The sequence below is a fragment of the Vibrio sp. 10N.222.49.C9 genome, from assembly GCF_041474985.1.
GTDB lineage: Bacteria > Pseudomonadota > Gammaproteobacteria > Enterobacterales > Vibrionaceae > Vibrio > Vibrio crassostreae_C.
Genome location: NZ_JBFRVD010000027.1, coordinates 12,757 through 27,527, shown reverse-complemented (window position 1 = coordinate 27,527; position 14,771 = coordinate 12,757). Strand labels below are relative to the sequence as shown.

The window sequence follows — 14,771 nt, the reverse complement described above, 5'->3', positions numbered from 1 at the left end:
CGATTTTCGTTATTTTTTATTGTGATGTGTTGGAGTGTTTTTGCTTCAGCTCAGGCAAAAGATGTGTTGGTTATTCACTCTTATCATCAAGGCTTTTTCTGGACAGATGATTTCCATAAAGGACTATCTGATGAGCTCGATCGCGATGGGTTATCTTACCGGGTTGTTTATCTCGATACCAAGCGAACTCAAAACGCTGAATACTTAGAGCGAATTTATCAGCTATACCGCACTAAGCTGTCGCATGAAGAGTTTGCCGCTGTAGTCGTCAGTGATAATAACGCCCTCAATCTGATGAAACGCTTAGCGCCCGAACTCAATGGCACGCCCGTTATTTTTGGTGGCATCAACAATTTTTCTCCGCAAATGATTGAAGGCTTGCACGCAACCGGTATCACTGAAGATATTGATATGGCGAGCAATATTGAGCTGATCAATCGACTTCAATCGACGGTTAAAAAAGTTTACGTGGTTACCGATCACTCGGTAACGGGTGAAGCTATTCGCGCTCAAGTGGATTTATTTCTACAAAAACGCCCTGAGTTTTCTGGGATGGTGGAGCAATATACGCCTGATTCTTATCAAGAACTGATGACGTTCGCGCAACGCGCTGATCTAACTAAAAGCTTGTTGTTCTGGGCCTACTACCGCGACATCAATGGTCGGGTCAGCAGCAAAGAAGACTGGCGTCAGCTCAACAAAAAAACTCAGATGCCATTGTATATTGTGCATGATTTAGGACTTGGGTTTGGTGCGATTGGTGGCGTGATCCACAGTGGAGAAACGCAAGGTCGAGACACGGGGCGCGTGCTGTTGAGCGTGCTGAACAATCCTAAGGCTCCATTGCCATTGGTGGTTGCTGGCGCGCCAGAAATCAAACTCGATTACCAACAGATCTCACGTTGGGATTTGGGTGCAGAGAATGAAGCCTCAGTAACCTTCCTCAATAAGCCGAAGTCATTCTTAATGCGCTATCGCGATGAAATTCGCACCATCGGTTTAATGTTCTTGAGCATGTCGTGTGTTATCGCGGTGTTGGTGTATTACCTTAACCGTCTGAAGAAGAGCGAACGTGCAAGTCGCCAAAGCCAACGACTGTTGGAGTCGATATTTGATCAGAGCCTGCAATTCATGGGCATCATTGATAAGGGTGGCGTGCTGCTGTCGAGTAACAGCAAGTTACATGAGCTGCTTTATAATCAAGGCTATAAACTGGGAACGCCGCTGCAACAACACCAACATTGGGAAAGTTCTGCGCGAGAAGTGCTAGCCGAATATTTCATCGCAAAAAGTGAGCACCCAGCCTTACGATTTGAAGCCGAGGTGTGGTGTCGAGATCGCGGTGCGATGGTGTTGGATATTTCATTGAAGCCGATGCCGGGCAGTGAAGACGAAGACATTCAGTTTCTCTTTGAGGCGCGCGACGTGACCTCACGTAAGCTTGCTGAGAATAAGCTGTTCCAACGTGAAGCAAACTTGAAGCTGTATTACGACAAACAGCCGGTGATGATGATTACGCTCGATGGCAATAATCGCATTCAACAAGTGAACCAGTTTGCCGAAGAGCTTTTGGGATACCCTCTCGATCAGTTGTTGGGCCATCGCCCTAGAGAATTCTATGTTGATGAGAACGCGATGATTCCTCGCCATATCTTGCTGCAACCTCAGCATAAGATTCGTGGTGTGTGGCGTCGTGATATCGAATATCGCCATGCCGACGGCAGCAAGAGCTGGATTCGTGAAAATATCCGCCCGTTGGTGGAGTCTGATCAGCTGTTGATTGTGGGTGAAGACATCACCGAAACGCACGAGCTTTCTGAAAAGCTAGAGTATCAGGCTCGCTATGACCTACTGACTGACACCTTTAACCGCAACCACTTTGAGCAAGAGCTGCAAAAGGCGCTGAAAGAGGTTGAGAGCCACATGCGAACTCACGCAATGTTGTTCCTAGATTTGGATCAGCTGAAAGTGCTGAACGATACCGCAGGACATGAAGCGGGTGATGCTGCGATCTTGTTTAGCGCCAAACTGCTAGAAGACGTACTGCCTTACAATGCGGTGTTAGCGCGAATGGGTGGTGATGAGTTTGCTGTGCTGATGAAAGACTGTACTGAACGAGATGCGGTGAATGTGTGTCGCAGTATTATCTCGATGATGAGTGAGAATCCATTCTTGTGGGATGATATTCGACTCAACCTGACGTGCTCTATCGGTATTCGATTGATCGACCATACAGCAGCTTCACCACAGATGGTGCACGCTCAGGCGGATGCAGCTTGTCATGCCGCTAAAGAAGAAGGTCGCAATCGCTATCATCTTTACCATCAAGATGATGAAGACCTGCGTCGTCGCCATCTTGAGATGGAGTGCGTTAACCTAGTGCATGAGGCCTTGGCTAACGATCGCTTAGAGTTGTTTGCGCAGCGAATTCTTGGCCTAGATAAAAACAGCGAGAAAATGCACTTCGAAATCTTGGTTCGCATCAAGAATATCCACGGTGAATATATCTCCCCGGGGATCTTCATGCCAGCCTCAGAGCGCTATAACATCGCGCATTTGATTGACCGCCAAGTCGTGAGTCAAACCTTGAGTTGGTTGGAGCAACGTCCTGAGGTTATTGAGGAACTAGGGATGTGTTCAATCAACCTTTCTGGTCATTCGATGGGTAATCGAGAATTTGTCGAATTCTTGATTGAGAGCTTGAGAGACTCGTCGATACCGTGCCATAAAATCTGTTTAGAGATCACCGAAACGGCTGCGATGAGTAACATGAAGCAGGCGATCAAGTTCTTTACTCGAATCAAAGAGCTTGGCTGCATGATTGCATTGGATGATTTTGGCTCAGGGCTATCGTCATTTGGCTATCTGAAAAAGCTGCCTGTCGATATTGTGAAGATCGATGGCTTGTTTGTACGTGATATTGATGTGAATGAGATGGACCATGTAATGGTTCGCTCGATCAATGATCTTGCCAAGCAGATGGGCAAGCACACCGTGGCTGAGTTCGTTGAAAATACCCAGATTATCGACAAGCTTATCGAACTGGGTGTGAACTACGCGCAGGGCTACATCATAGGGCGACCTAAGCCACTCGCAGAGCTTGTTGAAGAGTTAAGACAAGAGCGAGAGACAGAGCCATTGGTTTAGGTAAGCCGACTTTAGCTGGGAATACTTTTCACCGCTAATATGTATTGTTGAGGCAATCAGGTAAACTGGTTGCCTCTTTTGTTTTGAATACTACTGTCTGTTGGAGACGACCTTGCAACTACAACTGATTTGCGAAGATGCTACCCAAATCGATCATTTGAATGACTTAGCGACCCGCTGGAACTTATCTCATGATGAAAGCAGTGATTTTGCTTTGGTACTGACTAGTGAGCGACTTGAGCTACGTAAAGTCGATGAGCCTAAGCTTGGCGCTATCTTTGTTGATTTAGTGGGAGGCGCTGTTGGTCACCGACGTAAGTTTGGCGGTGGTAAAGGTCAGGCGATTGCCAAAGCAGCTGGTTTAAACAAAGGCGCAACGCCAACTATTCTTGATGGTACTGCAGGCTTAGGGCGCGATGCGTTTGTGTTGGCTTCTCTAGGTTGTAAGGTGCAAATGGTCGAGCGTCACCCCGTTGTGGCCGCACTGCTTGATGATGGCTTGCAGCGAGCGCAACAAGACCCAGATATCGGTGGTTGGGTAACTGAACGCATGAAGTTGATTCACGCATCCAGTCACGATGCTTTAGACAAGCTCAGTAACGATCCTGACTTTGAACAACCTGATGTGGTGTACCTCGACCCTATGTACCCACACCCAGAGAACAAAAAGAAATCGGCTCTGGTCAAAAAAGAGATGCGCGTATTCCAATCTTTGGTGGGTGCCGATCTGGATGCTGATGGCCTATTTGAGCCAGCGATGAAGTTGGCATCGAAGCGAGTTGTGGTTAAAAGACCGGATTACGCAGCTTGGTTAGACGAGCAAAAACCGAGCATGGCGATCGAAACCAAAAAGAACCGTTTTGACGTCTATGTGAAAGCATCAATGACTTAATTGAAGCATCAATAACTTAGATACACGCTAAGAAAATTTCCCGTCATAAATACGATAAATTGCCATTTAACACTTGCGATAGTCGCGTTACAGATGTATATCTAACTAAGAATCATTATTATTCTTAGCTGGAGTTGAAGCATGGCTAAACGCTTTTGTAAGTTAAACCGTCGAGATATCACCGAACACTTGGGCGAGATCCACAGCTTGGTGACTGAACCTAAGTTCGTGTGTCGTTCTTGCGCGCGTTCTTCGGCGGATCAAGCGAATCTATGCAAACCCACCGCAATTCCACCTCTTGGTTGTCAAAACAAACCCGTTGAAGAGAAAGTCGCATGCGGCCTGCTAGCGGAAACATTACCTGCACCAGAACTGTCGCTTGCGGAAATCAACGAGGCAATTGAACCGAGCGTACAAATGTTCGATCCAGCCGCCGCTGATATGGCCCCTGAGCTTGCCAAAAAAGAAGCCGCACAGAAAAAAGCCAAGCTGAAAAAACTGATGGCGAAGGCGAGCGGTGATGAGAAAGCTGAACTCAAACAAGCGAAGAAAGCGGCTAAGAAACAAGAGAAGTACAATAAGAAACTGGCGAAGATGATTAAGAAGCAGCAAAAGCTGTTTAAGAAAAGTCAGAAGCTGGAAAGTGAATTGGAACGAATCAACCTACAACTTGATGATGTTGCCTTCACTGAAACCAAGACTCAGGTAGTGAGCCACAATCAAATCCACTGAAGTTGATTTGAATGGTTTATTGCTACAGCGATGATTTAAAAAGAGCGACCTTAGGTCGCTCTTTTGCTTTTTGGGGTTATCCGAGCTGACTCATGTAGCTCGTTCAAATCAGCTAAGCGTTGCTTGCGGATCTTGCTACGCGCTTCTTCACCCACGTCTCATTGACGAATAAAGAGAATAAGATAACGGCGCCACCAATAGACAAGCGAACCAAATCGACATCTCTGTTCCAAATCAGGATATTCACCACCAGACCAGCAGGAACCAAGGCATTGTTCATCACTGCCAGCGCGCCAGCATTCACCATGCACGCGCCTTTATTCCACATAAAGTAACCCAGCCCCGACGCAATCAAGCCAAGGTAGATCAGGATTCCCCATTGAAGTGTGGTGGTGGGCAGTTTCTCTGGGTTGCCTAGTAGCATGAAAGCCACTGACGCGACACATAGCGCCCCTAAGTAGAAGTAACCAAATACGGTTCGCTGAGGCAACTCGGTCGATTCCTTCTCCATCACCACCTTGTAGCCCACCTGACCAATAGCAAAGCACAGGTTCGCGCCTTGCACGACGAGGAAGCCGACTAAAAAGTTTTCGTTAATACCTGCGAACTTAATGAATACCGCGCCCAATACCGCAATTGCCGCTGTCACTAGGTACCACGGAGAGAATTGCCCTTTGAGAAAGTCATAAATAAGCGTGACGTAAATTGGCGTGAAAACGGTAAACAAAAGGACTTCAGGAACGGATAGCAGTAAGAAAGATTGATAGTAGAAGCAGTACATCAGGCCAAGCTGGATACCACCAATTGCCATCAATTTAGCGATCAGCTTACGCGATACGCCGCGAAACTTTAGGAAAGGAAGAAATACGACGCCAGCAAGGGCAACACGCATTAAAACAGAGAACCAAGAATCAACCTGACCCGCAAGGTAAACGCCGATCAGGCTAAAGGAGAAGGCCCATAGGAGGGTAACACCAGCTAAATAGCTCATAGTAAAACTTCGTTAATAAGATATGAGCTGTATGTTACCTAACCTTAAATCATTAGTCTTCTGAATCTCTTAGAGGCACGACCAGCATATCAACCGGAGAGGCGTTGATCAGTTGGCGTGTTGAAGAGAGCAGCTTGCTCCAAAAGTCTTGATGGTGACCGCAAACCACGAGATCAACATTGAACTCGTTGATGGTGTCACACAGCTCATGACTCAAATCACCACTGCCTACTAGGGTATGGGTGATCGGGTATTGGGCGTGCTCCGCAAAATTTTGCAGCTGAATACGAGACGCTTCCATCGCGTTGTGCTGGGTTTCGGCCATGTTGATATCAATCAGGCCAGTGTAGAGCTCTGCGTAGTTAATATCGATATGGATAAAAGAGACTTTGGCTTCCAATGGCTTAGCCAATGCTACCGCTTTATCCACAATTAATTTGCTGTCTTCTGATAAATCGACCGCGACCAAAATATGTTTGTAACTCATATCGCTACCTCCTTTATTCATTGTCTGATTTAAGATTAGCACTATGCGATGGTTTTTTTTGCTGAAGTGATCTCATATCCACTGTCTTGCGTAGTGACAGCTCGAAATATTGGTTAACTAATGGCCTGCGAGATATTCATTAAATAGTGATATAGTAGAGAAAATTGAGGATGTAATTAGGAGTCTTAAATGCTGTCAAAAACTATGGTTGAGCAACTGAATGATCAAATTAACCTAGAATTTTTCTCATCCAATCTATACTTACAAATGAGTGCTTGGTGTGAAGACAAAGGATTTGAAGGTGCAGCAGAGTTTCTGCGTGTTCATGCAGTAGAAGAAATGGAACATATGCAGCGTCTTTTCACTTACGTAAGCGAAACAGGTGCAATGCCGATTCTGGGTGCAATTGAAGCACCAAAACACGAATTCGAAAGCCTTGGTGCAGTGTTCCGTGAAACTTATGAACATGAGCAGATGATTACTGAAAAGATCAACAAACTGGCTCACGTTGCTTTCAGCACACAAGACTACTCAACCTTTAACTTCCTGCAATGGTACGTTGCAGAGCAACACGAAGAAGAGAAGTTGTTTAAAGGTGTATTGGATAAGCTAGAGCTTGTTGGTGAAGACGGTAAAGCACTGTTTTTTATTGATAAAGACCTAGCGCAATTGGCAAAAGATGGTTCATCTTCAATTATGGAAGCTCCTGCCGTTTAGGTAGTACGAAAAAGACACTGATTATCTTTTTCTTTTGAGTTTTCTTATGAAGATGTAGGGAGGAAAGGATGATCAGCGGCGACACTATTCTATTTGCACTAATGGTTGTGACTTGCGTGAACTGGGCGCGTTATTTTACTGCGCTAAGAACGCTCATTTATATTATGCGAGAAGCGCATCCTCTACTTTATCAACAAGTAGACGGAGGCGGTTTTTTCACAACCCATGGCAATATGACCAAACAGGTTCGCCTGTTCAGTTACATCAAAAGCAAAGAGTATCACCATCATCATGACGAAGTTTTTACTTCGAAGTGCGATCGCGTAAGACAGTTATTCATACTCTCTTCCGCTCTGCTAGGTGTAACCTTGCTGTCTTCTTTCATCGTCTGAGTTTTTAGTACGTGTGAAGTAGAGCTTAGGTTCTGGTGTGAAGCTTCGGTTGTTGGTTCGCTAAGTTAAGTAGTGGTTTTGCTGCTGTCTGCTAATTGTACAATTGAACATCAATTGCAAAGTTTAAAATTGCCGCTAAAATAGCGAGCAATTAGTAAGGATGTGCTGTTTATGCACATCCTTTTTTATTGATGGCATTTCGAGAACAGGGTGTACTCGGGCTGCAAAAGTGAAGAAAAGCAGAACCACATGAGTGAAAAATTTGATGTAATCGTAATTGGTGCGGGCGCCGCAGGCTTAATGTGTGCTGCGGAAGCGGGTAAACGCGGCCGACGAGTGCTGGTGGTTGATCATGCAAAGAAACCAGGCAGAAAAATTTTAATCTCAGGTGGCGGTCGTTGTAACTTCACTAACTATGATGTTTCAGCCAACAACTTCCTGTGTAACAACCCTCATTTCGTGAAGTCAGCTTTATCTCAATACACCAACTGGGATTTTATCTCGATGGTGAGCAAGTACGGTATTGAGTTCGAAGAGCGAGACCACGGCCAATTGTTCTGTGTAAATGACCACACTGCAAAAGACATCGTGAGCATGCTGCTTGACGAGTGTAAGCAGGCGAAAGTTGAACAACGCTACCGTTGTGATGTTCACTCCATCGAAAAAACAGACGCTGGCTTTAAGATGCACCTTAATACCGACGAAGTTGAGTGTGACTCACTGGTTGTGGCGACGGGCGGTTTATCGATGCCGAAACTAGGTGCGACGCCATTTGGCTATAAGATTGCCGAGCAGTTTGGCTTGTCTGTGATGCCGACTACAGCCGGTTTGGTGCCATTTACTCTGCATAAAGAAGACAAAGAAGCCTTTGCTGAGCTTTCAGGAATCGCTATTCCTGCCGAGATCACCGCGCAAGATGGAACCTTGTTCAAAGAAGCGTTGCTGTTTACTCACCGCGGCCTATCGGGTCCTTCAGTTCTGCAAATTTCTTCGTTCTGGAAAGCGGGTCAGTCGGTTTCGATTAATCTAGTACCTGAAGTCGATGTAGCTGAGCTGCTGGCTAACTCTCGCGAGAAGCACCCAAATCAGAGCCTGAAAAACACCTTGGCGAAAGCACTGCCGAAGCGTTTTGTGGAAGTGTTGATTGATCGTAAAGAGCTGGAAGACAAGCCGCTTAAGCAGTTCAACGAAAAGCAGCTGAATGACATTGTAGAGCATCTAGAGAACTGGAAAATTGCACCAAACGGCACCGAAGGTTACCGAACAGCGGAAGTGACTCTAGGCGGTGTGGACACCAATCATCTATCTTCAAAAACCATGGAATGTAAGACGGTTTCTGGCCTCTACTTCATCGGTGAAGTAATGGACGTAACAGGTTGGTTAGGAGGATATAACTTCCAATGGTGCTGGAGCTCTGGCTTTGCAGCAGGCCAGTGGGTTTAAGTGTTTAGGCACAATAAAGTTTGTACATTGTTGATAAAGTTTGTACAAAACTCAGCTTTGGAATAATAAAGTTTGTACACTAAGCTATAATATACAGTATCGAATTGGATTGAGTGTATGTTGTGGCTGGACGAAGAAAACTTGAAAAGCTCGCCGACTTCAAGCGAGCTTTGAAACAGAATTATGGTTTAGGTGAGGGAGCCAGTTATACGCCTTGGATAAGAGTTCAAGATGTTAAATCTCATGGTCATAGCGGTAAGATTGAAGGAATAAAATCAGGTCGAAGTCACCATACCCTATCGGAACAAGAGTCGTGTTTTTTCTACTTGGCTGAGTTTTCTGATTCAGTTATAGATATTCGGGAGCAGTTTCCTTTGCTTCCTATCTCTCTCTCATTAAAAATCGCTCAATCACTTGGTATTGAGCACCCTAAACACCCTGTCACCAAAGATCCTGTCATCATGACCACCGATTTCCTTTTAACCTGTAGTGATGGTCAAAGGGTTTGGTATGAAGCTGTATGTGTTAAACCAAGAGAAAAACTGTCTGACAAAAGAACAGCCGAAAAACTAGATATAGAGCGGGTGTGGTGGGAGTTGCTTGGCGTCCCTTTCCACATATTTTACCTATCAGAGCTTAATCAGATTAAGTCCAAGAATATTCAATGGATTACAGACGCTAAACGCAAGAAATACCCATCAACACCGAATGAATTTAGAGATGTGGCTAAACGTCTGTTGACGATCGGAACTATGCAATTGAATGAAATTTGTGGAACATTTTCTCATGAAATAGGCATTTCGCAAGATGATGCCTTGATGTTGTTAAAGTCTCTGTTGGCTGACAAAGAGGTAACAGTTGACCTGTCTCGCCCTATCGTCCTATCAGGGATGATTGAAATCATGGAAATCAAGATAGATGGAACTTCAAAACAACATGCAGCAAGTTGAACTAAATAGTGTTTGGAAAATTGAAAGCTTGGATGCTCTCAATGATGGCCTATACCGAGTTTTACAGCAGCATACAGCGGATCGCATTATCATTTTGTTTCCTTTGGTCGAATCAAAGGCTTTGCAACGGCCAATCAAACTAGCTTTTGATCTTTTTAGTGAGGCAATCAAAGTCGGTAAAGCTCAGCAAAGCCTGTATGAATTGCCTTATTATCAATTGCAATCTGAAGATGATATTTCAGGGAGTCATCTCGCCAAAAGAAATGAGAAATACTCACTGATCGTAGACTTAGTTTCTTCTTCTGATTTTTTGCTCAATCTAGTTGACCAACCTCGCAGTGCCTTGGTTTCTCAGCACGCAAAGGCGAACAACACATATGTGCAGAATATATATAGAGCACTGAATCTCTACTGGAAGTATGGCCAAGAGAGAAATGCACTTTTACCAAGCTACAAGAACTCAGGAGGGAGAGGGAAAACTAGAGCTGCTGGTAAAGTAAAACGTGGCTCACCAGTGCAGTTATCAAGTCCTAGTATCGATGCTCCTATAGGTGTGAATACTACCGAAGCTGATAAGGCTTTGTTTATTAAAGCAATGAAGCAGTTCGGTCTCAAAGGTGAAAAAATCCGATACAGCCGAGTCTATGACAAAATGCTCAAAGAATACTATGCAGATGAATTAATCGCTTCGGAATCTGAGTCTAGAGATGCAAGAGTGCCAAATTATAGAGCATTTGTTTATTGGGTTAAGAAACTAATCCCAGCACATACATTGATTCGTAAGCAGACCAATCAGGGTGATTTTGAACGAAATAGACGTAGTTTGAAGGGGGCAGCGACTGATCATACAGAAGTTCCTGGTAGTTGCTTTGAACTGGATGCAACGGTTTTAGATGTTCATATTGTTTCGGACTTTCAGAGGAATCATGTTTTAGGTAGACCAACAGTTTACTGTGTGGTGGATAAAGAGAGTCGGATGATTGTGGGGCTTCATGTTTCAATGGAGTACGCTTCATGGAGAGCGGGACGACAGGCTTTAATTAACAGTTTTACTTCAAAGAAAGGGTATTGTGCTGAGTTTGGTATTGAAATAGATGAAACGGATTGGCCTTGTCATCACATCCCTCAGCGGCTGCTTTGTGATCGAGGCGAGTTCATTTGCAAAGATGCCGAGAACCTCGCGGTACCACTGATTGGTCACTTGAGTATTGCGCCTCCTTACCGAGCTGAGTTGAAAGGTATAGTTGAGCATCGTTTCAATATTTTGAATGAAAAGTTGGTTCATGAGTTGTTGGGGACAACTAAGGGACGACACTACATTAGAGGTGATAGGGACCCGAGATTAGATGCTGCATTAACACTTAGGGACGTAACTAAGCTACTTATTGATGCAGTATTGGAGCATAACAGCTCAATATTTAAAGACTTGGCCAAGCAGAGCACGTTACTTATAGAATCAGGACTTCCTCCAACCCCCTTTAATTATTGGAATCTACATGTGAAAGCGCATAAGCATGCTTTGAGTAGAGCAGATGAAGCGCATGTTCGCGCTCGTCTTTTACCTGCCACTAAAGTAACCATGACGGGTAAAGGTATTAGACTCAATGACCAAATGTACTATGACTCGGGTCACCCTAGTTTTGATAATTGGAAGGTCATTGCTAGAAATCATGGGTCATGGCCTCTCGATGCACTGATTGATCATGACAACTCTAGCTTTATATATGTCAGGCTTGAAGAAGAAAGCGGTTTTACACGGTGTAAGTTGATGAAAGAATCAGCTAACTTTTCCCATAGGCACCAAGCAGATATTTTGTATTTTGAAGATTGGCTTAAATTAGAGCAGAAAAAAGCTAGACCAACAGCGAAGTCGATAGAGCGTCACCAGAGAAGAAATCAGACTATCCAAAATGCAAAAGAGGAAGCAGCATTAGCTCCATCACTTAGCTCAAAATCTGAGAGAACAGAGGGCATGAAAGCGAGAAGGCGGGAAGCGATTCTCGCACAAAGACTTGAGGATGGTGACACTCAATCTAGTCTGACAGAGCAGAATATGGAATCTGGCTCATCGGGTGAGTATATTGATAATAAAAAGAAAAAAGTAATATCGATGCTAAAGCGAAAAAAGGTTAATGATAATGAGATGTGAAAACGCTAGCTACCATGAAGCCATTTTGCCAGAGCACCGAGGTAACCCTTTAATCGAAGCTTTACCACCCAAAGTGGGTGATTCTGAATTAGTTGTAAAGTTGAGTAATTATCCTGAACGAAACCTTGATGAAACGAAATTAGAAGAGATTGAAAGGTTAGAGTACCTTACTCGATTGAAAGAGCTGAGGCAGCCTCTTCCACTCTATTTGGATGTCTTTAGGGCTATTGAAATGGCGATTAAGGAGGGATATTCAGCAAAAAACCCATTGTCACCAACGACGATGAATTATCTTCATTACTCATCTGATAGCCGTCCTGATGTTGAACCGAGAACAGGTTTTTTTAAACCGAAGGGCAGCGGTATAACAATCATCGGTGAAAGCGGTGTAGGAAAGACATGCATGCTTGAACAAGTGCTCAACTGCTTTCCAGATGTCATCGAACACCGATATTACCAGAATAAAGTATTAGCAATTCCGCAAGTTGTTTGGATTAAAGTAGATTGTCCTGATGACTCAAGTGTGAAGGGACTCTGCCATCGCATTTTAGAGCAAATCGATCGAAAACTAAGTCTTCCTCCAACTAAACCAGCGGGAACCATTGCTCTATTGTTAGAGCAAATTGAAGCTAAAATGAAATCCAGTTTTCTCGGAGTCCTTGTTATTGATGAGATGCAAAACCTAAATCTCGCCAAAGCTGGCGGTGCAGATCGACTTCTGGGGTTCCTGCATAACTTAGTCAACAATCTAGGAATACCGTTGCTTTTTTGTGCCAACCCTCCGTTTGACACATTGTTAAGTAAGAGTTTTAAATCAGCGCGAAGAGCGGAAAGCAGTGGTTATTTCAATGTAGAGCTAATGAAAAATGACGACGAATGGGAGTTGTTTGTTGATGAACTTTGGTGTTTACAGTGGACGAATGTTGCGACGCCATTGACCCCTAGCTTGAGTAATAGACTTTACTCGTTGTCTGCTGGGAATATGGACTTGGCTGTTCGCATTTACTACGCCGCTCAAAAAGCCATTATAGGTTCGTCTGATGAGAGGATTACTGAAGAGGTACTTGAGCTTGGCGCTAGCATAGCCGTACGCCTGACGAAAACACTTACGGAAGAGCTGAGGAAAAAGCAAAGGCTCTCTATCTTAAAAAGAAATAGAGAAGGAAGAAACTCAGAACCAAATGGTGATACAGGTGAGGGCTGTACGCAGAAAGAAGTCGTTAAAACACAGTCTAAGCCCGTGACAATTCCAGGAGACCTTACTCGTCCACACCACCCAGAATTTGCTCAAGCATTAACCGAAGTTGGGCTAGCTGAAGATTTGATGGATAGGGTCTTGGATACCTCTCTTATTCAACGAGCAGCCCAAGATAGTGACCCGATTGAAAGCCTTCGTTATTCAGGGTTGTTATGTGATGACCCTTTAGGAACTTTTAGTTAGTTTAGTATGTTTGTTACACGCGCATTTGATGATGAGTTACTCTTTGGACGATTAGTTCGTCATTTTTGTTTATTAGGCGAGTCTTCAAGCCAACTTACTGAAAAAGTTTTAGCGTCTTCTAGGCATACGTTTCACCCTACGTTGACTGTAGGGGTATCAAAGTTATCCTCATTACTAAAAGATAGCGAATCTAAGCTTCTATATGAGCAAACTCTTGCGCCACTCTTCTTCTTTTTTTTACCTCAGCACTCACACGAGTTGCGAAAATTACTTCTGAATAATGATGGGAATAAGGCTTTATGGGAAAGCCAACTTGCTTCCTTTGGGCAAGGTAGTACAGTTTATCTGAAATGGTGCCATCAGTGTGCCATTGAGGACATTTCCAATCATGGCGTTGCGTATTGGCACCGAAGTCATCAGATTTGTGGTATATCCACATGCTACAAACATCAAGAGTTTCTGCAATTAACTCGATTGAATTCAAGACAAAAGCTTGAACGAGGTTTATTCCCTCCGCTAACAAGCTCACCTGAATCAAACCCTTCAGACGTTGAAGTCAAGACCGCCACCTATAGTCATAGCTTGTTAAATATCTTGAGTAAGGAAATGAAGCCTTTTAATTGGGCGCAAGCATATCGTAATAGATTGGATGAGCTTGGGTATGTTACTCGTGGTAACCATGTAAGAAGGCAAGTGCTCTTCAAAGACTTCTTTAACTATGTTCGCCCGTTTGCTGATTGTGGTGACAACCCGTTACCAAAGCACATTCGAGACTACAGATATTTATCAGAACTATTAGTTTCGATGAGCAGCCATCACCCATTTCGACATCTTTTATTTGGTTCATGGTTATTTAAGCGAGCAGAAGATATTTTTGACTATGATGTCGTGAAAACAACAGTTGCAACGCAGGAGTCTGTTAGTAAAAGTAAAGATATGGAACGTCAATGTCTGACACTACTAAAGCAAGGCGAATCAATGGCGGAGGTCTATCGTGTCACGGGAAAAAGCCGCTCTTACTTAAAGCGGATAGCTTTAAAACATGGAGTACCTATCAACTTAAAGCCAAGAATGTTAACCGATAGAATCAAAGGTAAGATAATTAAATTAGCAACGCTATCAATGCATAGAAAGAGTATTTCCGAAATCTGTGGTGTCGGTATCGGTTCGGTAGAGCAAGTGATCTCTAGTAAGAGTGGGCTTGTTGAGTGGAGAAAGCGTTGTCACTTTGAATCTAAGCGACGTCGATGTAGGTTGGAGCTATTGCGTTATGTTGCAGCCAATTCGTCGTCACTCAGACGAGATATTAAATCTAAGTGTAATGCTGCTTTCTTCTGGCTTTATCATCATGACAAAAAATGGCTTGAGGGGATATTGCCTCAAGCCACGAAGCCGATAGGGTTTGGTAAGTTTCTCTGAGTTGTACTTCC

The 14,771-nt window shown here is 44.0% G+C and carries 12 protein-coding genes; 10 read left to right on the top strand and 2 right to left on the bottom strand.

Annotated elements, in window-relative coordinates; all coding sequences use genetic code 11:
* Positions 1–24 precede the first annotated feature (24 nt).
* The 3 genes from AB4585_RS12530 (at position 25) to AB4585_RS12520 (ending at position 4,771) form a co-directional block, all read left to right on the top strand.
* Positions 25–3,147 (top strand): EAL domain-containing protein, encoded by a 3,123-nt coding sequence (locus tag AB4585_RS12530; RefSeq protein ID WP_372169959.1) that lies wholly within the window; start codon positions 25–27, stop codon positions 3,145–3,147.
* A 112-nt stretch (positions 3,148–3,259) separates the two neighbouring features.
* Positions 3,260–4,039: a class I SAM-dependent methyltransferase gene (locus AB4585_RS12525; protein WP_017063046.1), complete on the top strand. Its 780-nt coding sequence runs from the start codon at positions 3,260–3,262 to the stop codon at positions 4,037–4,039.
* Between the two features lie 141 nt (positions 4,040–4,180).
* Complete coding sequence (locus AB4585_RS12520; protein ID WP_017060147.1) at positions 4,181–4,771, top strand: hypothetical protein; 591 nt, start codon at positions 4,181–4,183, stop codon at positions 4,769–4,771.
* A 112-nt stretch (positions 4,772–4,883) separates the two neighbouring features.
* On the opposite strand, the gene AB4585_RS12515 is transcribed toward AB4585_RS12520, so the two are convergent.
* Positions 4,884–5,762 (bottom strand): carboxylate/amino acid/amine transporter, encoded by an 879-nt coding sequence (locus tag AB4585_RS12515; RefSeq protein ID WP_017060148.1) that lies wholly within the window; start codon positions 5,760–5,762, stop codon positions 4,884–4,886.
* A gap of 52 nt (positions 5,763–5,814) precedes the next feature.
* Entirely contained in the window at positions 5,815–6,249 is a 435-nt protein-coding gene (gene uspA, locus AB4585_RS12510; RefSeq protein WP_017060149.1) for a universal stress protein UspA, read from the bottom strand.
* A gap of 189 nt (positions 6,250–6,438) precedes the next feature.
* Between uspA and ftnA the strand changes: the two genes are divergently transcribed.
* The 7 genes from ftnA (at position 6,439) to AB4585_RS12475 (ending at position 14,760) form a co-directional block, all read left to right on the top strand.
* Positions 6,439–6,966, top strand: a complete 528-nt coding sequence (gene ftnA, locus AB4585_RS12505) for a non-heme ferritin (protein ID WP_017066029.1) — start codon at positions 6,439–6,441, stop codon at positions 6,964–6,966.
* A gap of 68 nt (positions 6,967–7,034) precedes the next feature.
* A complete protein-coding gene (gene uspB / locus AB4585_RS12500) occupies positions 7,035–7,358 on the top strand; it encodes a universal stress protein UspB (RefSeq protein ID WP_009848060.1) in 324 nt (107 codons plus the stop codon).
* 249 nt (positions 7,359–7,607) lie between these two features.
* On the top strand, positions 7,608–8,801 hold the full coding sequence (locus tag AB4585_RS12495; protein WP_372169951.1) for an NAD(P)/FAD-dependent oxidoreductase: 1,194 nt from the start codon (positions 7,608–7,610) through the stop codon (positions 8,799–8,801).
* Between the two features lie 122 nt (positions 8,802–8,923).
* Entirely contained in the window at positions 8,924–9,751 is an 828-nt protein-coding gene (locus tag AB4585_RS12490; protein ID WP_372169949.1) for a TnsA endonuclease N-terminal domain-containing protein, read from the top strand.
* Positions 9,720–11,900, top strand: a complete 2,181-nt coding sequence (locus AB4585_RS12485) for a transposase (RefSeq protein WP_372169947.1) — start codon at positions 9,720–9,722, stop codon at positions 11,898–11,900. Before AB4585_RS12490 ends, AB4585_RS12485 begins: the two co-directional genes overlap by 32 nt.
* Complete coding sequence (locus tag AB4585_RS12480; protein ID WP_372169944.1) at positions 11,890–13,341, top strand: ATP-binding protein; 1,452 nt, start codon at positions 11,890–11,892, stop codon at positions 13,339–13,341. Before AB4585_RS12485 ends, AB4585_RS12480 begins: the two co-directional genes overlap by 11 nt.
* Positions 13,342–13,347: 6 nt before the next feature.
* Positions 13,348–14,760, top strand: coding sequence for a TnsD family Tn7-like transposition protein (locus AB4585_RS12475; protein ID WP_372169942.1), 1,413 nt, complete (start codon positions 13,348–13,350; stop codon positions 14,758–14,760).
* Positions 14,761–14,771: the final 11 nt, after the last annotated feature.

Coding starts and splice junctions, on each gene's coding strand:
- AB4585_RS12515 (WP_017060148.1), bottom strand. CDS start 5,762: ATGAGCTATTTAGCTGGTGTTACCCTCCTATGGGCCTTCTCCTTTAGC.
- AB4585_RS12520 (WP_017060147.1), top strand. CDS start 4,181: ATGGCTAAACGCTTTTGTAAGTTAAACCGTCGAGATATCACCGAACAC.
- uspA (WP_017060149.1), bottom strand. CDS start 6,249: ATGAGTTACAAACATATTTTGGTCGCGGTCGATTTATCAGAAGACAGC.
- uspB (WP_009848060.1), top strand. CDS start 7,035: ATGATCAGCGGCGACACTATTCTATTTGCACTAATGGTTGTGACTTGC.
- AB4585_RS12530 (WP_372169959.1), top strand. CDS start 25: ATGTGTTGGAGTGTTTTTGCTTCAGCTCAGGCAAAAGATGTGTTGGTT.
- ftnA (WP_017066029.1), top strand. CDS start 6,439: ATGCTGTCAAAAACTATGGTTGAGCAACTGAATGATCAAATTAACCTA.
- AB4585_RS12485 (WP_372169947.1), top strand. CDS start 9,720: ATGGAACTTCAAAACAACATGCAGCAAGTTGAACTAAATAGTGTTTGG.
- AB4585_RS12475 (WP_372169942.1), top strand. CDS start 13,348: ATGTTTGTTACACGCGCATTTGATGATGAGTTACTCTTTGGACGATTA.
- AB4585_RS12495 (WP_372169951.1), top strand. CDS start 7,608: ATGAGTGAAAAATTTGATGTAATCGTAATTGGTGCGGGCGCCGCAGGC.
- AB4585_RS12480 (WP_372169944.1), top strand. CDS start 11,890: ATGAGATGTGAAAACGCTAGCTACCATGAAGCCATTTTGCCAGAGCAC.